This window comes from Streptomyces sp. NPDC001348 (genome assembly GCF_053597535.1).
The window spans coordinates 1-17,464 of record NZ_JBSFIK010000044.1 but is presented as its reverse complement, the minus strand read 5'-3'; the positions used below and the strand labels follow the sequence as shown (position 1 = coordinate 17,464).

General features: G+C 71.2%; 20 protein-coding genes, 2 pseudogenes and 1 riboswitch. Of the genes and pseudogenes, 8 read left to right on the top strand and 14 right to left on the bottom strand.

Features of this window, described 5'->3' with window-relative positions:
* The first annotated feature begins 468 nt into the window (after positions 1-468).
* From ACWC21_RS33655 to ACWC21_RS33635, 5 genes are all read left to right on the top strand, one after another.
* On the top strand, positions 469-861 hold the full coding sequence (locus tag ACWC21_RS33655; RefSeq protein WP_450887443.1) for a hypothetical protein: 393 nt from the start codon (positions 469-471) through the stop codon (positions 859-861).
* A gap of 103 nt (positions 862-964) precedes the next feature.
* Entirely contained in the window at positions 965-1,888 is a 924-nt protein-coding gene (locus ACWC21_RS33650) for an LLM class F420-dependent oxidoreductase (protein ID WP_450887441.1), read from the top strand.
* Positions 1,889-1,949: 61 nt separating this feature from the next.
* Entirely contained in the window at positions 1,950-2,774 is an 825-nt protein-coding gene (locus ACWC21_RS33645; protein WP_450887439.1) for a DUF1684 domain-containing protein, read from the top strand.
* Between the two features lie 51 nt (positions 2,775-2,825).
* A riboswitch (SAM riboswitch) is annotated at positions 2,826-2,938 on the top strand.
* 34 nt (positions 2,939-2,972) lie between these two features.
* Complete coding sequence (locus ACWC21_RS33640; protein WP_450887437.1) at positions 2,973-3,089, top strand: putative leader peptide; 117 nt, start codon at positions 2,973-2,975, stop codon at positions 3,087-3,089.
* Positions 3,090-3,436: 347 nt separating this feature from the next.
* Positions 3,437-3,610: a hypothetical protein gene (locus tag ACWC21_RS33635; RefSeq protein WP_450887435.1), complete on the top strand. Its 174-nt coding sequence runs from the start codon at positions 3,437-3,439 to the stop codon at positions 3,608-3,610.
* Between the two features lie 88 nt (positions 3,611-3,698).
* Here ACWC21_RS33635 and ACWC21_RS33630 read toward each other — a convergent pair whose 3' ends face one another.
* The 7 genes and pseudogenes from ACWC21_RS33630 to ACWC21_RS33600 all read right to left on the bottom strand — a co-directional run bounded on the left by ACWC21_RS33630 (position 3,699) and on the right by ACWC21_RS33600 (position 10,757).
* Positions 3,699-4,679 carry an Acg family FMN-binding oxidoreductase gene (locus tag ACWC21_RS33630; RefSeq protein WP_450887433.1) on the bottom strand — a complete coding sequence of 327 codons (981 nt, stop codon included), beginning with the start codon at positions 4,677-4,679 and terminating at the stop codon, positions 3,699-3,701.
* A gap of 73 nt (positions 4,680-4,752) precedes the next feature.
* Positions 4,753-5,289 carry a hypothetical protein gene (locus tag ACWC21_RS33625; protein WP_450887431.1) on the bottom strand — a complete coding sequence of 179 codons (537 nt, stop codon included), beginning with the start codon at positions 5,287-5,289 and terminating at the stop codon, positions 4,753-4,755.
* A 264-nt stretch (positions 5,290-5,553) separates the two neighbouring features.
* Complete coding sequence (locus ACWC21_RS33620; RefSeq protein ID WP_450887429.1) at positions 5,554-6,180, bottom strand: hypothetical protein; 627 nt, start codon at positions 6,178-6,180, stop codon at positions 5,554-5,556.
* Between the two features lie 189 nt (positions 6,181-6,369).
* On the bottom strand, positions 6,370-6,918 hold the full coding sequence (locus ACWC21_RS33615) for an oleate hydratase (protein ID WP_450887544.1): 549 nt from the start codon (positions 6,916-6,918) through the stop codon (positions 6,370-6,372).
* A gap of 43 nt (positions 6,919-6,961) precedes the next feature.
* Positions 6,962-7,132, bottom strand: a pseudogene (locus ACWC21_RS33610) (sodium-independent anion transporter); the annotation flags it as partial.
* Positions 7,133-7,153: 21 nt separating this feature from the next.
* On the bottom strand, positions 7,154-9,838 hold the full coding sequence (gene ppdK, locus ACWC21_RS33605; RefSeq protein WP_450887427.1) for a pyruvate, phosphate dikinase: 2,685 nt from the start codon (positions 9,836-9,838) through the stop codon (positions 7,154-7,156).
* A gap of 16 nt (positions 9,839-9,854) precedes the next feature.
* Positions 9,855-10,757, bottom strand: coding sequence for a universal stress protein (locus ACWC21_RS33600; protein WP_450887425.1), 903 nt, complete (start codon positions 10,755-10,757; stop codon positions 9,855-9,857).
* 124 nt (positions 10,758-10,881) lie between these two features.
* On the opposite strand from ACWC21_RS33600, the gene ACWC21_RS33595 reads away from it, so the two are divergent.
* A complete protein-coding gene (locus ACWC21_RS33595; RefSeq protein ID WP_450887423.1) occupies positions 10,882-11,628 on the top strand; it encodes a universal stress protein in 747 nt (248 codons plus the stop codon).
* Between the two features lie 31 nt (positions 11,629-11,659).
* Here the strand turns inward: ACWC21_RS33595 and ACWC21_RS33590 are convergent, their stop codons facing one another.
* The 3 genes and pseudogenes from ACWC21_RS33590 to ACWC21_RS33580 form a co-directional block, all read right to left on the bottom strand.
* Positions 11,660-12,157 carry a flavodoxin domain-containing protein gene (locus ACWC21_RS33590; RefSeq protein ID WP_450887421.1) on the bottom strand — a complete coding sequence of 166 codons (498 nt, stop codon included), beginning with the start codon at positions 12,155-12,157 and terminating at the stop codon, positions 11,660-11,662.
* A 16-nt stretch (positions 12,158-12,173) separates the two neighbouring features.
* Entirely contained in the window at positions 12,174-12,905 is a 732-nt protein-coding gene (locus ACWC21_RS33585) for a CBS domain-containing protein (protein ID WP_450887419.1), read from the bottom strand.
* 21 nt (positions 12,906-12,926) lie between these two features.
* Positions 12,927-13,114 (bottom strand): annotated as a pseudogene (locus ACWC21_RS33580) (acetate--CoA ligase family protein); the annotation flags it as partial.
* 347 nt (positions 13,115-13,461) lie between these two features.
* Between ACWC21_RS33580 and ACWC21_RS33575 the strand changes: the two are divergent.
* Both ACWC21_RS33575 and ACWC21_RS33570 read left to right on the top strand, forming a co-directional pair.
* On the top strand, positions 13,462-13,617 hold the full coding sequence (locus tag ACWC21_RS33575; RefSeq protein ID WP_450887549.1) for a hypothetical protein: 156 nt from the start codon (positions 13,462-13,464) through the stop codon (positions 13,615-13,617).
* Positions 13,560-13,733, top strand: coding sequence for a DUF5808 domain-containing protein (locus tag ACWC21_RS33570; RefSeq protein ID WP_450887542.1), 174 nt, complete (start codon positions 13,560-13,562; stop codon positions 13,731-13,733). The genes ACWC21_RS33575 and ACWC21_RS33570 overlap by 58 nt, the downstream gene beginning before the upstream one ends.
* 140 nt (positions 13,734-13,873) lie before the next feature.
* Here the strand turns inward: ACWC21_RS33570 and gap are convergent, their stop codons facing one another.
* From gap to ACWC21_RS33550, 4 genes are all read right to left on the bottom strand, one after another.
* Positions 13,874-14,887, bottom strand: a complete 1,014-nt coding sequence (gene gap, locus ACWC21_RS33565; protein ID WP_450887417.1) for a type I glyceraldehyde-3-phosphate dehydrogenase — start codon at positions 14,885-14,887, stop codon at positions 13,874-13,876.
* Between the two features lie 360 nt (positions 14,888-15,247).
* Positions 15,248-16,120 (bottom strand): universal stress protein, encoded by an 873-nt coding sequence (locus tag ACWC21_RS33560; protein ID WP_450887414.1) that lies wholly within the window; start codon positions 16,118-16,120, stop codon positions 15,248-15,250.
* 5 nt (positions 16,121-16,125) lie between these two features.
* On the bottom strand, positions 16,126-17,148 hold the full coding sequence (adhP, locus tag ACWC21_RS33555) for an alcohol dehydrogenase AdhP (RefSeq protein ID WP_450887412.1): 1,023 nt from the start codon (positions 17,146-17,148) through the stop codon (positions 16,126-16,128).
* A 37-nt stretch (positions 17,149-17,185) separates the two neighbouring features.
* Positions 17,186-17,464: universal stress protein (locus ACWC21_RS33550; protein WP_450887410.1), on the bottom strand; the 279-nt coding region annotated here is incomplete at its 5' end.

Below are 17,464 nucleotides of genomic sequence, written 5' to 3'. Positions count from 1 at the left end.
CGATCCCGCGGGGAGACATCTCAGCGTCGGCGGCTTTACACCGCCGCTGCCAGGCACACGCCATGGGCGCACACCGGCCGCCGCCGGGGAGCACTTCCCGGGTCAGCGACAACAAAACGCGCTGGAGACGTGCGCCAGATCGATGTGGCGCCGCCGAGTGAGGTCCACGCGCGGGTTCATGGTTCGGGAGTTCAGCAGATGTCCACCAGTTTGGTCAAGAACTTCCCGGACAGGTCTTGCATTGCGGACAGGGAGAACGTCTCCGCATCTTCGGGACTCGCTCACACCACCTTCCTGCAGCAACGACCGGGAGGGCAGGCCCACGGGGTCGGGCGTGATCGCCCCGCAAGTCCGTACGACTGCGTCCGCTGGCCTGGACGAGGGTCGGCGTCGGGGGTCGCCGGGCTGCTGTGGGACATCGACCTCTCGGACCGTGACCCCGACGGGCCACTGCCGAAGGAGGATCCGGTGGTCGCCGGGAACGACGGCTCCTTCGGCGCCCGGCGCATCGCCGACCCACGCACGGTCGTGACCGAATGGCGGGCGAAGACGGAGGCGCATGGCTGGTCGCTGCGCGAGACCGTCATCGCGCTCGGCCCGCAGCGCGGGCACGTCGGCACTCCGTCCGGACTGGCCGACAAGATCGCCCACTTCGTGCGGCACGGCGCGATCGACGGCTTCAACGTCACGCCGTACCTCATCCCCGACGGATGCGACGACATCGTCGACCTGCTCGTCCCGGAACTGCGGGAACGCGGCATCTACCGCACCGAGTACACCGGCACCACCCTGTGTGAGAACCTCGGCCTGCGCGAACCGCTCACGCACCGGGCCACGCGGGACCGACAGCAGGCGGGCTGAGTACCCGGATGACCTTCGGCTCAGGACCGAGTACACATGACTGACAAGAAGCTGTCACAGACGGACCGGAATGCGGGTTCGACCGACGCCCGTTCTGACTGACATGACTGTTGGAGTAGCGCTCAACGCATCGGAGGCGCCGAACCAGGTCGACGCCACCGTACAACTGGCCCGAGAGGCCGCCGAGTTCGGTGTCACGTCGGCCTGGTTCGGGCAGACCTTCGGCGCGGACTCACCCCAGCTCGCGGCGATCGTCGGGCGCGAAGTGCCCGGACTGCAGGTCGGCACCTCCGCGATCCCCGTCTTCGGCCGCCACCCGCTGCTGGTCTCCAGCCAGGCTCAGACCGCCCAGGCCGCGACCCACGGCCGCTACCACCTCGGTCTTGCCCTGGGCACGAAACTGCTGACGGAGACCGGCTTCGGCCTGCCCTTCGAACGCCCCATCGCCCGACTGCGTGAATTCCTCACCGCACTGCGGCAGTTGACCGAGACCGGCACGGCCGACTTCCACGGTGAGCTGCTCACCGCGACCACCCCGGTCCCGGCGCGGGTACCGGGTGCCGAGAGCGGTGTCCCCCTGCTGGTCGCCGCGATGGGGCCGCAGGCGCTGCGGGTCAGCGGAGAGCTGGCGGACGGGATCCTGCCCTACCTGGCGGGGCCGCGCACCCTGGCGGAACACATCGTGCCCGCCCTGACCACCGCGGCCGAGGCCGCCGGCCGCCCCGCGCCCCGGATCGTGGCCCTGGTGCCCGGCGTGGTCACCGACGACGTGGAGGCGGTGCGGGCCAAGGCCACGGAGAACCTCGCCTTCTACGAACAGATCCCGTCCTACGCACGGGTCATCGGACTGTCCGGCGTCCGACGGGCCGCCGACCTGGCCGTGATCGGCGACGAGAGGACCGTCGAGGCCGAGGTGCACCGTTACCGCGACGCAGGCGCCACCGAGGTCGTGTTCTCGGGCACCGAGATCGCGGGAGAAGCCGACCGCCGACGCACCTGGCGACTCCTCGGTGAACTGGCCCGCTGAACACGCCGGCCGGACCGACGGCCCGACCGGGCCCCCTGCACCCCGTGACGAAGGAGAACCCATGACCACCGAGGCCACCACGACCGACTTCCGTGCCTTCACCGAGAACTGGCTGGAGTGGTACCGCGCCCAAGAGGCCCGGCTCTCCGCCCCGCACGGGTTCCTGGCGATCACCGGCCTGCACTGGCTCGACGACCGGCCCCAGCGCTTCCCGGACGCGCCCGGTACGTGGCGCACCGGCCCCGACGGGGTCGTCGTGGACCTCGACGGCGGCGAGGAACTACTCGTCGACGGAACGCCGGTGCACGGGGAACACCGTTTCGGGGTGCTTCCCGAACGCGGCGGCGTCGACGCGGTCTGGGGAGACGCCGTCGTCGAGGTCGCCAAGCGTGGCGGCAACGACATCGTGCGCCCCCGGCACCCGGACGCGCCGCTGCGCACGGCCTTCACCGGCACACCCGCCTACGCCCCCGACCCGCGCTGGGCCGTGACGGGCCGCTACATCCCCTTCGACACGCCACGACCCACCACCGTGTGCGCCGCCGTCGAGGGCCTTGAGCACGTGTACGACGCTCCGGGCAGGGTCGAGTTCGAGTTGGACGGGCGCCCGCTGTCGCTGACCACTTTCCCCGGCCATGGTGCGGGCCGGCTGATGGTGCTGTTCACCGACGCGACCTCCGGGGTCACCACCTACGCCGCCAACCGGGTCCTCGCCCTGGAGCCGCCCGCCGCCGACGGCACGGTCGTCCTGGACTTCAACCGCGCCGCAAATCTGCCGTGCGCCTACACGGACCTGGCCACCTGCCCGCTGCCCCCGGCCGAGAACCGGCTGCCGGTGGCGATCGAGGCCGGCCAGAAGATCCCCCGCGAGCGCGGCGGTTCCTGAGCCGGGCTCGGCCATTGACCAACGGCAAGATCTCTCCGTACGATCAACAGCGGCATTGAGTGTCAGCATCAAGCCCTGGCTCGTTGACCGGCAACCCTCCCACGCGGTGGGGTGCTCCAGGTGAGAGCCCGGCGGGATCACCGAAAATCCCGCAAGCGCGTGGCCCCGTGACCGGGGCGGGACAGGTGGAGGCCCGATATGCGGCACGGTGGTGAACTCAGCGCCTCTTTCGCCGGCACCACCGTGTTCTCCCGACTCTCGCGTCGGCGCCACATCGACCTCAAGCGCTCGACCAGCTGTCTCTGTCAGGCCTGACGGGCCTTCCCAGCGCTGGTCGCGGTCCGGCACCGGTCCTCGCCGCGTCCGTCTGCGCCTGATCCTCGCACTTCCCCGTTCCCTGTCTGCACAGCTCTCCCCCGGCGTCGGCATCGCGCCGACCGAGGCCGCACGCCCACGCACGGACATGTCCTGTGCAACCACCGTGCCGGGCGACACGAGCAGGAGAAGCCCTCCGTGACTGCACTTCCCCACGTCAGAACCCCTCGGTGGGCGGCACTGACCGCCCTTGTGACCACCAGCGTTCTGCTGACCGCCTGCGGATCGGGCGGCGGTGATGCAGGCAGCGGCACCGGGCTGCCCAGATCCGGCGGCACCCTGACCGCGTGTCCGTGCGCGGACCGGCCGCGCCACCGCGGAGACCGATCCCGCCGAACACGAGCGCCCTCTCCTGGACCGGACCGCTCTCCTGGGTGGTTTCCCAAGACTGGATCTTCCTGCGCATCGAGGCCGAGGTGGTTACCGGCCGGGAGATCACCGGCACGCCCGGCACGGACTGACCGAGCATCCCGCGTTACGGTCGTGCTCCCGGCCCCTTCCCGTCCACCGCAGCCAGCGCCCCCCTCCACAGGAGTCGCACCGGCTCATTCAATCCCCATGCGGCTGCACCGTCTGGGTGGAGGCACGCGGTGTGCGGCCGCCGTCCGGTCCGTAGCCGAACCTGATCAGCCCCTGGGGGCAGCAGCGCCGCTGCGGCAGGCAGGCCGCCGCCCGCAGATCCGGCCACTCCATCGCCTGGTGCAGCATCGAGGTGCGCACCCCGTGCGCGGTCGCGGTCAGCAGCACGTGCTCCAGGGCCTGCCCCGCCCGCAGCCAGTCCTCTCGCCGGTCGTGGGCCGTCCACAGCAGGGCCACCTGGGCGTGGCGCTCGAAGTGCTGGTCAGGCGGGTGCGGTATGGGCAGTCGGCCGGTGAAACCACGCATCGGAATCCGCCCGTCCGCGTCCTGTGGGCCGAGAGCGGTGAGCGGGATGCCGTACGGCACGTTGGCACCGGGTGCGGTGATCCAGGCGCGCGATTCAGCGGTACGTGCCGGGCGGGCCTGGTTGCGCGCTTCGGCCGCCGCGGTCAGCCCGAGCAACAGACGGGTGCCGGCGAAGTCCGGCACGCACAGTCGCGCGCCCTCGGCCTGTGCGGCCGCTGTCATCTCCGCCACGACCGCTTCGGGCACCGGGCGACCGGTGAAGGGCATCCGGCTGGTGTGGCGCCGCTCGACAGCCGGGTACAGCCACCGGCAGTCCGGCAACTCCCCAGCAGGCGTGGTCAGCTGTACGGTGGCCAGCAGGTCCCGCTCCCCGGGATCAGGCAGCAGCCGGACCACGGGGTCCCAGCCCAGGTGCGCGACGGCGACCCGGAGGTTGAAGACAGCAGCGCCCACGGACAGATGCTGGGCCCGACGGTCGGGGTCGGCCAGCGGCAGTGTTCGCCTGTTGTCGGCGCGCACCTCGATGGAACGGGTGGCCGCCCGCAGCCCGAAGCGCCACGGCTGCGTGTTGTGGATCGACGGTGCCGCGACGGCAGCGGCCATCAGCGTCTCCAGCACGCCGGCGTCGATCTCCCGGGTCTGCATGCGCGGCTCCTCAACTCCTTCGACGGGCCGCAAGGGTGTGCGGAGCTCCCCGTCTGTCCTCCACCTTCGGTCGTCACACAGACGCATGACGAGGGCCGTCCGTCCCCCCCTGCGGACCGGACGGCCCGGGCATCCGGTGCACCGCTCCGCCGGCCACCGGGGCCAGTGAGGCGTCGCGGGACTTCCGGCCGTGCGAGAAGGCGGCTGCGAGGTCCAGGCCTCCGCTGCCGGCGGCCATGGACATCTGTCCGTCGTGTCCAGCGGTGGTCTCCCCGCTGCCGGTCTTCACGACGGTGTCGAGGGTCATTCCGGCGGCGCGGTGTCCGGGCAGGGTGCACCAGGCGGTGCGGTTCCTGGTGACCTGCCCGAGGTCGAGCGTGCGGCTTTCCCCCCGAGAGAGGAGCGGGGTGGTGGGGCCGCCGCCGACCTTCAGGTCGTGACGCTGGGCGTCCTTGTTCGTGGCCTTCGGCTTGAGCCCGGTTCCCTTGGTGACCTCGATCCGGCCGGGCTGGATACGCAGGTTGGCCAGGGTGACATTGACGGGACGGGAAACGGTGGCGACGCCGCTCCCCGTCCCGGCGGCGACGGCTGGGCCGTCTGTGCTGCCCACCGCTGTCGGCCACCATGACAGCCAGCACGATCAGTACGACACCCGCCGCCGAGCCCAGCAGGACCGGCCGCCGCGACGAGCCGCCCTCTCCGGCGCGGCCGAGGCCTCGAACCAGGACTCGGGTCGTCGGAGCGAGGAACGCCACTGCGGACGCCGCGGCCGGCAGCAGGCCCACCGTGCCGACAACGCCGGGCAGCGGGAGCGCCAGCAGCACGACCCCTGTGTTCAGGGCGGTCAAGCGGACCCACCAGCAGCTCTCCAACATCAGCGACATGAACCGGGAGCCGGCCGCGAAGGACGACGGCCACGGCAGTCCGGGCGGGCGCCGGCGGCGTCGAGGAGGGCCGGCACGTACCGCGTGAAGGTCGTGATCGCCAGAAGCGGGATCAGCACGCCGCCCGTGATGCGTTCCCGTCGGCCGGGCGGCGCCCAGGTGACCGTGGGAATCTGCTGCCAGGCCAGGAGCGCCGTGGTCCAGCCGAGCACGAACGGCGCCGGCTGCAGCGGGAAGAACGCCTCGCTGTCGCCGTCGTAGCGCAGGTACTCCGGTCCGAGCACGTACTGCGGAACCATGTACGCCGTATACACGCTCGGAGAGAGGGCCAGCACGCCGCCGAGGGGGCGTTGGCGCAACACGAGGACGGCGGCGCACAGGGTGAGCGGAGCGACGACCGCGACCGCGAAGATGTCCAGCGCGACGAGCCGGCTCATGAACGCCCCGCCGTCCGGGATCGGGTACCGGATCGCCGCGAATCCGACCGGTCCGAGCAGCGTGGTGGTCACCAGCAGCGCGGCCGGGACCAGCAGCCCACCGCCGAGCAGCCGGCCGGGCGCGTGTGCCATGGGTGCGGACGGCGTCTCGCAGGTGCGGGGCATGGGCGGGTCGCTCACCGGATCTCCCTTTCCTCCTCGCTCGGGCGACAGACCAGGCCGGGCGGACGGCTCCCGAGGCCGAGAGCCAGTCCGCCCGACGGCGGTTGGGGCGGCCGGCCCCCGCCGCGAACCGAGCACTCATGGCCGAGGCCTTGGACGCGCGGGCTCCGGCCTGCTGGGGACCTCGTAGCCGCGGACTGGTACAGCTCAGGCCAGGGCGGCCTTGAGTACGCCGATAGCCGTCCTCGGGTCGGCGAGGGCGTGGTAGATGCCGGGGATGTCGTGGTCGTCGAGGCCGAGCAGGCCGTGGACGGCGTGCATCGCGCCGCGCACGGAGTACTCGACGGTGAAGACGACGTCCTCCGGGATCTCCGTGAACTGGCCGAGGAAGGCGAAGTTCGCGGCGCCGCGCGGGATGACCAGTGGCCGGTCGTGGACGGTGCGTGGGGCGAACTGGCTGGTGATGTACGGCAGCATCACCGGGATCACGGTCGTGGTCGCCGCGACCTGCTCCTCGATGTCCGACATGCCGAGGTGGCCCAGCAGTTCGGTGAGGATCTCCCGGCCGGTGGCCGCGGCCATCGGCCTGCCGATGAAGTCACCCTCGTTGTCGACGAAGAGGCCGTAGCCCCACAGGGTGTAGACGTCCTCGGGCTGTCCCTCGAAGTGCGGGGCGTGCGGGACGACGATGGACATCAGCCAGTTGGAGTCCTTGAACGTCATCAGCGCGCCGGTGCCGGGGAGGTTGCCGGACAGTCACTGACCGCGACCGCTGGCGTCCAGGCAGTGGTGTCGGGAACATCGCCCGCAGCGAGCCGACCTCCACCATGCGGATCGCCGTGGCGAGCGGGACACCGGCGAGTGCGGCGAGCGGGATCTTGGACACCAGCGGTGCCGCGGCGAAGACGATGCCGGCGAGGACGGCGGCACGGGTGAGCGCGGTGAGCCGCAGGCCGCCCCCACCAGCGACGCCAGGCGTGAGCGTGATCCGTCACCTGCTGTCGCTGTCCTCGGTTTCCCTGAGGACTGCTCGTCCCGCCTCCAGCCGAGCGGCCGGGATACGGAACGGCGAGCAGGACACGTAGTCCAGGCCGATCCGGTGGAAGAAATGGATGGACGCCGGGTCACCGCCGTGTTCGCCGCACACCCCTGTCTCCAGCCGGGGGGTGACCGCGTGAGCGGCCTCGACCGCGAGTTCCACGAGCCTGCCGACGCCCTCCTGGTCGATCGTCTCGAACGGCGACACGGCGAAGATCCCCTTCTCCAGGTACAGCGGGAAGAACGACGCCTCGGCGTCGTCGCGGGACAGCCCCCAGGTCGTCTGGGTGAGGTCATTGGTACCGAAGGAGAAGAAGTCGGCGGCTTCGGCAATGCGCGCTGCGGTGAGGGCGGCGCGGGGCAGTTCGATCATCGTGCCGATCGGGAGGTCCAGGGACTCCCCCGTCTCGGCCCCGACCTCGGCGAGCACACGCTCGGTCTCCGTCCGGGCCAGCCGCAGTTCCTCGACCGTTCCGACGAGTGGGATCATGATCTCGGCGCACGGTCGGCCGCCCTCGCACAGCCGTTGGGCGACGGCCTCGGCGATCGCGCGGACCTGCATGGCCATAAGGCCGGGAACGGCCAGTCCGAGCCGGACGCCGCGCAGACCCAGCATCGGGTTCTGCTCATGCAGGCGCTCGACGGCATCGAGCAGTTCGCGGTCGTGGACGTCCGGGTGGGCGGCGCTCGCCAGTCGGACGGCCAGCGCCGTGCGGTCGGGCAGGAACTCGTGCAGCGGCGGGTCGATGAGCCGAACGGTCACCGGCAGCCCGTCCATGGCTTCGAGGATGCCGATGAAGTCCTCGCGCTGCAGCGGCAACAGCGCCGCGAGGGCCTCCTCGCGGGCCGTGTCGTCCCGGGCCAGGATCATCGCCTCGACCAGCCTCCTGCGGTCGCCGAGGAACATGTGCTCTGTGCGGCACAGGCCGATGCCCTGGGCTCCGAGCCTGCGAGCGCGTACCGCGTCCTCGGGCGTGTCGGCGTTCGCCCGCACCCCCAGACGGCGGACGGAGTCCGCGCGCGCGAGGGCTGCCAGGACCGCCTCGGTCAGCGGGCCGGTGCTCTCACCCGTCTCCAGCGCGCGACCGACGTCGGAGGCGGTGAGCGGCAGCGCGCCCAGGTGCACCGTGCCCGCCGTTCCGTCGACGGACACAGTGTCGCCCTCGCGGACGACGACTCCGGTGTCCGTGGTGAGCCGGCGGGCGACCGGGTCGACGGTCAGCGACTCGGCCCCGCACACGCAGACCTTGCCCATGCCGCGTGCGACGACGGCGGCGTGGCTGGTCTTGCCGCCACGGCTGGTGAGGACGGCCTGAGCGGCGATCATTCCGGGCAGGTCGTCGGGGGTCGTCTCACGCCGTACGAGGATCGTCTTCTCGCCGGCAGCGGCTCGGCGCTGTGCCTCGGCGGAGTCGAAGACGGCGACGCCGACCGCTGCGCCGGGTGAGGCGGGCACGCCGTGCGCCAGGGGCACGTCGGCGGGGGTGGTGTCGAAGCGGGGGAACATCAGCCGGGTCAGTTCGGCGCCGTCGACTCGGGCCAGCGCCTCGTCGGCCGTGATCGTCTTCTCCTCGCGCAGATCGTGGGCGATGCGGAAGGCGGCCTCGGCGGTGCGCTTGCCGACCCGCGTCTGAAGGATCCACAGCCGGCCCCGCTCGACGGTGAACTCCACATCGCACAGGTCGCGGTAGTGGTTCTCCAGCGTGCGCAGGTGGTCGCCGAGCTCGACGTACGAACGGGGATCGAGGGTCTTCAGCTCGGTCAGGGGTATGGCGTCGCGGACTCCGGAGACGACGTCCTCGCCCTGGGCGTCGGGCAGGTAGTCGCCGTACATGCCGCGGGCGCCGGTGGCGGGGTCGCGGGTGAAGGCGACACCGGTGCCGGAGTCGGGGCCGAGGTTGCCGAAGACCATGGCCTGGACGTTGACGGCGGTTCCGAGGTCGTCGGGGATGTGCTCGCGGTGGCGGTAGACGCGGGCGCGTTCGCCGTTCCAGGAGTCGAAGACCGCACGGATGGCGCGCTGGAGCTGCTCGACGGGTTCCTGGGGGAAGTCCGCACCCGTCTCGCGGCGGATGATCGCCTTGAACTCCTCGGTGAGGAGGGCGAGTTCCCCGGCGTCGAGGTCGTGGTCGTCGCCGGTTCCGCGCTGCGCCTTGTGCGCGGCGATGGCCTGCTCGAAGAGGTCGCCGTCGACGCCCATCACCGTGTGGCCGAACATCTGCACGAGCCGTCGGTAGGAGTCCCAGGCGAACCGCTCCTGTCCGGACGCCTTGGCCAGCCCGGCGACGGACTGGTCGTTGAGGCCGATGTCGAGGATGGTCTCCATCATGCCGGGCATCGAGAAGCGGGCGCCGGAGCGTACGGAGACCAGGAGCGGATCGTCGGGCGCCCCGAGGGTGCGTCCCATGGTCCGTTCCAGGCCGGCCAGGGCGCGGGCCTCCTCAATGGCGAGTTCCGACGGCTCCTTACCCGTGGCGAGATAGACCTTGCAGGCTTCCGTGGTGACGGTGAAGCCCGGCGGTACGGGCAGCCCCAGCCGGGTCATCTCGGCCAGGCCGGCTCCCTTGCCGCCCAGCAGGCCGACCATCTCCCGGCTGCCTTCGGCGAATGCGTACACGTACGTTGTCGGTGTGCTCATCGGGCTCTCCGGTCTCTCACTCGTGGGGCACGACGGCCAGTGGGCAGCCGACGTGGTGGACGGCGGCGTGGGTGACGGGGCCGATGCGCGCAAGCGTCGGTCGCTCGGACAGGCGGCGGCCGACGACGAGGAGGCTTGCCGCGGAGGCGGCCCGGACCAGCGCGGTGGAGGCCCTGCCCTCCACGACGGTCTCCAGGACCTCGGTGTCGGGGTACTTGTCCCGCCACACCGCCAGCACCGCGTGCAGGAACCCCTGCCATTCCTCGGCCCGCTGCGGATCGTTGACCAGAGCGATGTCGCCCGTGCCGAGGCTGATCGCGGACGGCGGCTGCCAGGCGTACACGACACGTAGCCGGGCCTGCCGCAGCTCGGCTTCCCGGAACGCGAACTCGATCACCTCGTCGCAGGCATCAGCGAGGTCGATACCGAGCACCACATCGCGGTAGCCGGTCCGGGTGGACGAGCTGCCGTCGTCCGCCGGGAAGTGCTCGTTCTCTGCCTCCTCCCCTGACCGTACGAGGATCACCGGGCGGGTGGCCTTGGCGACCGCCCCCCGGGCGACGGAGCCGACGAGAAGTCCGGTGAAGCCGCTCAGCCCGCGCGAGCCCAGGACCAGCAGTTCGGCCTGTTCGGCGGCCTGCACCAAGGCCGCGGTCGCCGGGCCCTCGACCTGCTCGTCGGTGAGGTGCACGCCGGGGACGACGCTGCGGATGCGGTCCTCCGCCTGCCGCAGGACGCGACGCCCCAGATGCCGCTGCGCGGCATTCGCCGGCTCCCCTTCCGTCTGGCGCGGATGCCAGTTCCAGGCGTGCACCAGACGCAGCGGCAGGCCATGACGTACGGCCTCGCGGGCGGCCCACTCGGCGGCGGCGAGGCTCTCGGTCGATCCGTCCACTCCGGCGATGACGGGCGACAGCATGGTGCGCACCTCCTGCGCTTGTTCTGCTTGGCACTACCAGCGTCGTCCTGAGATGACGCGGTCGGGTATGGGCCGCCTGGGCTCTGCCAGGTCCATTCGGCCCCTGCACTCGGTTCCGGCGTGCTTGGCACGGTTGGAGGTAGAGCGCGTCACCCGTGTGCCATGGAGGCGGATCGTCGTGAGTCGAGTCATCATTGCCTGCGTCAACGGGCGAGGCAGTGGCCATATGGTGGAGTGGGCGGCGCACGAGGCTTCGTTGCGCGACCTGTCCCTCGAGGTACGGTACGGCGCACCGCCGAACGAGCTGAGTACCGCGGCGATGCTCGTGCTCGACCTGCCCGCGGCGCAGGACGACACCACCGGACCGGCAACGATCCCGGCCGTACTCGCCCGCACGGCCGCCTCCGCGTGCCCCGTGGTACTCGTACCGCACGCGATCGTTCCCGTCGCGGCTCCGGCACGCCGGGCCACGCAGATCATCCTCGGGATTGATGCCCGTCACCCGGCGGAGCCGGCCGTCGACTTCGCCTTCGACGCCGCTCAGATCCGGGGTGTACGGCTGCACGCCGTACACGTCTGGGAACTTCCCGCCTGCGCCGCCGGGTTGCCCTTCGGTATTCCCGAGGAGGACCGCGCCACCTGGGAAGACCATGAAGTGCAACTGCTGGCCGACGCGCTGCGGCCGTGGCGGGTGAAGTACCCGCGGGTTCCGGTGCTTGAGGATGTCGTTCTGCTCGACCCCGCCTATGCGTTGCTCCACCATGCCGAGGGCGCCGCACTCCTGGTTGTGGGGCGCGGCTTCGGCGGGGGCCCGGGCTTCGTGCACGCCTTGGTGCGCGAAGCCCGGTGTCCGGTCGCCATCGTGCCGTGAAGCGCACGGGCCAGAGCGAGGAAGTGATGGCCTAAGCAGCCGTCAGTTCCTCTGATAGCCGCTGCGCCCAGGCCTCGATCGCGGGGAAGTCGCGGAAGTCGCCGCCTTTGCCGTTGCGCCGGATCATCCGTGCGACTCTCCCCCGTGCGCCCTCCTCCAGACAGCCGCCGAAGGTGATGTGCTCCCTGGCGCCGAGTCGGTCGATGGCTCGCTGCACACCGGACACGGGCGGGATGTTCCGCTGCGCGGCCGAAGCGTCCAGCGGCCCGCTGCTGAAGAACCACAACGGGCGTTCGGCCAGGGCGCGGCGGTGGCGGCGCACGAAGGCGCGCGCGTCCTTGTGCCAGCGCCCGGCATACAGTGCTCCCCCGACAACCACAGCGTCGTACATCTCGATGCTCGCCACCGACGGCGCAGGCCGTGCCTCGGCCGTCAGCCCCTCCTTGCACAGGACCTGGGCGACGGCCTCGGCGATCCGCGCGGTCGATCCGTTCGTCGTCCCGTAGGCGACCAGGACCTTGCCGGTCATGGCGGTCCGCCTCCCCTCACAGCCTGCGCAGCCAGTCATCGGCCACGCCATGCAGAGCTGGCTCGGCGGGCTGGACGTGGCTGTCGTCCAGGCGGTAGGTCAGGTTGTCGACCACCGCGACCACGCCGTCGATCTGCTTGGTCATGGAGACGGCGATCTCCGTCTCACTCCTGCGCTCCACCTGGCCGGCGAGCGTGACCACACCCTCCGCCACGGAGACGTCGACGCTTCGCGCGGGCAGCCACAGCGAGCGGACAAGGACTTCCTCGACCACTTCGTCGCGGATCTCGGTGTCCGGCCGAAGGAAGACCTGGAGCACGTCCCGGCGGGTGACGATGCCGACGAGCCGGTCCTCCCCGTCAACGACCGGCAGCCGCTCGACGCGCCGCTGGGCCATGGTCCGCGCGGCCGAGGTGATGGTGTCCTCGGCGCTCACGGTGACGGGCGGCTCGGTCATCAGCCGGCCGGCGGTGCGTGCCGCCGCCTTGGCGGCCCTCCGCCTGCCACGGCGCGTCAACGCCGAGGCCCGGAAGCGGTGCTTCGGTTCGTACGGGTCAGGCGTCTCGGCCTGGCGGGCCAGCAAGTCGGTCTCGGAGATGACGCCGATGACCTTCTCGTCCTCGTCCACGACCGGCAGTCCGCTGATCCTGTGGTGAGCGAGCAGCCGTGCCACTTCCTTGAAGGGGGTGCCGTACGAGGCGCGGACGACGTCCGTGGTCATCACGGAGCCGACCTTGTTGTGCTTCATCTCTGGTTCCTCCTCGGCGACTCAGCGGAGTCGGCGCAGACAGGGGTCCTGGGGCGTGCGTGCGCGGCACCAGCCGCACCCGCGCGTCGAGCACGCAGACGTCGGCCGTGGTCGCGAGCACGGGGTTGGGAGTCGACCTCGGCGAGCTGCGGCAGGTCGGCCGCCATACGGGACAGACGCGACAGCAGCTGCTCCAGTCCCTCGAGGTCGGCTCGGTTGAGCACGGCGTCCGACATCCGGGATCCCCTCCAAGCCTCTCGTTGGTTCGAGCATCCAGCTGACGGCAGGACAGGCCCAGGGGCTGTCCGGGGCTGGGCGTTGGGCCGGTCGGCCCTGATTTCTCGCGTCGCGCGGCTGCGCGTCGGCGGCGGGGGGACAGCGACGGGCAACGACGCACAGGCGCCTTCACCACGGTGTCAAGGTGTGTGTTTCCCAGGGGCGCGGCGCTGCAGGTCCGGCTCGTGGCGCAGGCGGCCGGAGCACCTGTTCCGCGGGTGCCAGGTCGTGCTCCGCCGTGCTCTTGGCCTCGCGCCTGGACGCCGCGTGGCGTCCGCCCATGAACAGGCAACTGCAAAGCAACGTGGCGTTCGTTGCCGTCGGCGCGGTCACCGCGGTCCTGGCGAACGAACTACGCAAACCGCCAAAGGCGCGCACCTGGACAGGACGCGTCTTCGGGCTCCCGTACGACTTCCTGCGCCCTGCACCGGAGTAGATCGCCCGCGAGTTCTGGATCCCGACGGCGACGCCTTCTTCACGCCGCACGCCTTCGGCGTCGGATACGGAGTGAACCTGGCCCGTGTGGCGCGGGTGCTGCGCCGTTCTCGTTGACCGGCTTCCAGCGACAGTCGAGGGCTGCTGTCAGTTGCCCCGCGGCACCGAGTGCCTCACCTCAATGCCTGCGTGGGCAACGGGTCCGCCCCCCCTGTGCCCATGTCGGGGCACAGGGGAATCACTCGCTCCCATGGCCGTCAGTCACCGGCGACCAGCGCGGTGAGGTCCAGCAGCCTGTTGGTGTAGCCCCACTCGTTGTCGTACCAGCCGAAGACTTTGACCAGGGTGCCGTTGGCCTGGGTCAGGGCGGCGTCGAAGACGCAGGAGGCCGGGTCGCCGATGACGTCGCGGGAGACGATGGGCGCCGTCGAGACGCGCAGGATGCCGTTCAGCGGGCCGTCGGCGGCCTCGGCGAAGGCCGCGTTGATCTCGTCGGCCGTGGCCTCGCGGTTCAGCACGATCGTCAGGTCGGTGAGCGAGCCGTCCTCCACGGGTACCCGGAGGGCGATCCCGTCCAGAGCGCCGGCCAGCTCCGGCAGCACGAGGCCGACGGCGCGGGCGGCACCGGTGCTCGTCGGGATGATGCTCAGGGCAGCCGATCGGGCCCGGCGCAGGTCCTTGTGCGGAGCGTCGAGCAGGGACTGGTCGTTGGTGTAGCCGTGGACGGTGGTCAGCAGGCCGCGGTCGATGCCGAAGGTGTCGTCGAGCACCTTGGCCATCGGTGCGAGGCAGTTGGTGGTGCAGGAGGCAGCCGAGATGATCCGGTCGCGGTGACGGTCGTAGGTGTCGTCGTTGACGCCCATCACGATGGTGGCGTCAACCCCCTTGCCGGGCGCCGACAGGAGCACCGTGTGGGCTCCTGCCTTCAGGTGCAGGGCCGCGGCGTCGCGGTCGCGGAAGCGTCCGGTGGACTCGATGACGATGTCGGCTCCGTAGTCGGACCAGTGCAGGGCCGCGGGGTCACGCTCGGCGGTAACGGTGATACGTCGACCGTCGACGGTGAGGGAGCTGTCGTCGTGAACGACCTCACGTCCGATGTGCCCGAACGTCGAGTCGTACGTCAGGAGGTGGGCGAGGGTGGCGGGCGGGGCGATGTCGTTGATCGCTACGACGTGGACGTCCTGGGTGCCCGCTTCCGCGCGGTCGAGGGCCGCGCGGAGATAGGTGCGGCCGATGCGGCCGAAGCCGTTGATGCCGACACGTACGGTCATGGTGATGAACTCCTTCTTACAGTCGGGGACCACCGTGGTCAGTCGGGGACCACCGTGGTCGTGCGTGACACGAGAGTCGTCGGTACTGGAGGCGGCGTGGCCGGCAAGAATGCGCGAAGGTGCCGCTCGAGGTGTACGAGAAGGAACTGCTCCGCCTGCGGATGGCGTTGGTGAGGCTGCAGGAGTGGGTGAAGGCGGAGGGCGCCCGGCTGGTCGTGTCTTCGAGGGGCGGACGCGGCGGGCGAGGACGGCAAAGCTGCCGCACCGGCCGCCGTCGACCGGCTACGAGCGTTTGCCGCGTGTTCTGCGGACCTGCGTCCCCGACCACGCGGCGAGTCTCTGAGCTGCCGGTCGCCTCTCTCACGCCGGCTCGGGTACGACGGCGACCGGGCAGGCGGAGTGATGCAGCACCGCGTGCGCGACGCGGCCGAGTTGAAGGCCGTAGTGGCCCTCGCGGCGCCGGGCTCCCACCACGAGCAGGTCGGCGTCGGCCGAGCAGTCCAGCAGCACGTTGCGGGCGTGGCCCTCGACGGTGCGTCGGTGCACTTCGACGTCGGCCGGGATCTCCTGCAAGGCCGCCGCCAGCGCGTCGACGGCCTGTTGCTCGTGCAGCCGGGCAGGCTCGCCGGCCGGCAGAGGGTGGTCGGTCGTCTCGTGCGCGGGACAGCGCCAGGCTCGTACGGCTTCCAGCGGCACGCCTCGGCTCCGTGCCTCCTCTGCGGCAAAGCGCATCGCCGCCGTATCCGCCGCCTTCTCGCCGACGCCCACGACGATGCGGTCGTGCCTGCCGGGTACGGCCTGGTTGTCGTGGTTTCCGCGCAGCACGACCACGGGGCAGTGCGCGTGGCCGGCCACCGCCACGCTGACGGAGCCGAGGAGCACCTCGGCCAGGCTGCTCCGGCCCCGCGAGCCCAGGACCACGGCAGCGGCGGTGCGGCTTTCCCGTACCAGCGCGTGCTCGGGTTCCTCGGGCAGCACGTCGGTGGTGACCTTCACGACGGGTCGGCGGGTACGGGCCCTGTGTGCGGCGGTATCGACGATGTCCTCGGCCGTCACCTGTTCGGAGGGCTTGCCGAGATCCGCAGCGAGTGAGGCGCCTTCGTACCGCTCCCAGAGCGAGGCGTACACCAGCCGCAGCGGCAGCCCGCGCAGGGCGGCCTCGTCGGCCGCCCAGTCGACGGCGCGCAGGCTCGGCTCGGAGCCGTCGACGCCGACGACCAGGGGCAGTTCCATCGTGCTCACCTTTCCGCACCCAGGTCGAACACGATCCGGGCCTTGATGTCACCACGCAGCACGGCGTCGATGGACTCGTTCACGGAGGCGAGCGGGCGGGTCTCGTAGATGACCTTGGTCCGGCCGGCGGCGTGGAGTTGGAAGACCTCGGCGAGGTCCTGGCGGGTGCCGACGATGGAGCCGATCACCGAGGTGCCGTTCAGGACGGTGTCGAAGATCGGAACCTGGATCGTGCCGTGTGCGGGCAGGGCCACCATGACGAGCTTGCCGCCGCGCCGCAGACCTGAGTTGACGGCCTCGAACGCGGCCGGGTTCACCGCGAGGGCGATCGCGGCGTGGGCGCCGCCGTGCTTCCTCAGCTCCTCGCCGACGTCCTGCTTGCGGGCGTCGATGACGAGGTCGGCGCCGAGTTCCGCGGCAAGTTCCAGCTTGTCGTCGGTGACGTCGATGGCCGCGACAGTGGCCCCGGCGATCTTCGCGTACTGCACGGCGAGATGGCCGAGTCCGCCCACGCCGGAGATGGCGACGAGTTGTGCGGGCCGGACGTCGGCGACCTTGAGGGCCTTGTACGTGGTCACGCCCGCGCAGGTCAGCGGGGCCGCGTCGAACGGGGTGACGCCCTCGGGCACGGGCTGGGCGAAGTCGGCCCAGGCGAGCATCTTCTCGGCGTACCCGCCGTCGCAGCCGTACCCGGTGTTGGTCTGCTGCTCGCACAGCGTCTCCCAGCCGGACAGGCAGTGCTCGCACCGCCCGCAGGCCTTGCCCAGCCACGGCACGGCGACGCGCTGCCCGACGGTCAGGTGGGTGACGCCGTCACCGAGGGACTCGACCGTGCCGACGCCCTCGTGGCCGGGGACGAAGGGCGGGTTGGGCCTGACCGGCCAGTCGCCGTGGGCGGCGTGGATGTCGGTGTGGCACAGCCCTGAGGCCTCGACGCGGACGCGGACCTGGCCGGGGCCGGGCTCGGGGTCGGGGCGCTCCTCGATGACCAGGGGCTCGCCGAAGGCTCGTACGACCGCTGCCTTCATGGTCTGTTCTCTCCTCTTCTCTCAGGCCAGGGGTGCGTCAGTCGTGGGCGACGACGGCGACGGGGGCGGTGGAGTGGTGCAGGACGGCGTGGGTGACGGTGCCGATGTGGGCGCCGGTGGAGGCCCTGCGGATGCGCCGTCCGACGACGACCAGGGACGCCTCGTGGGAGGCGTCGACCAGGAGGAGCGAGGGGCTGCCGTAGTGCGACTGCTCGACGACCTCGACGTCGGGGTACTTCTGCCGCCAGGGACGCAGTACTTCGCTCAGGATGACGGCGTCGCCCTTCGCCATCTCCCGCTCGACCGCGGGCTCCAG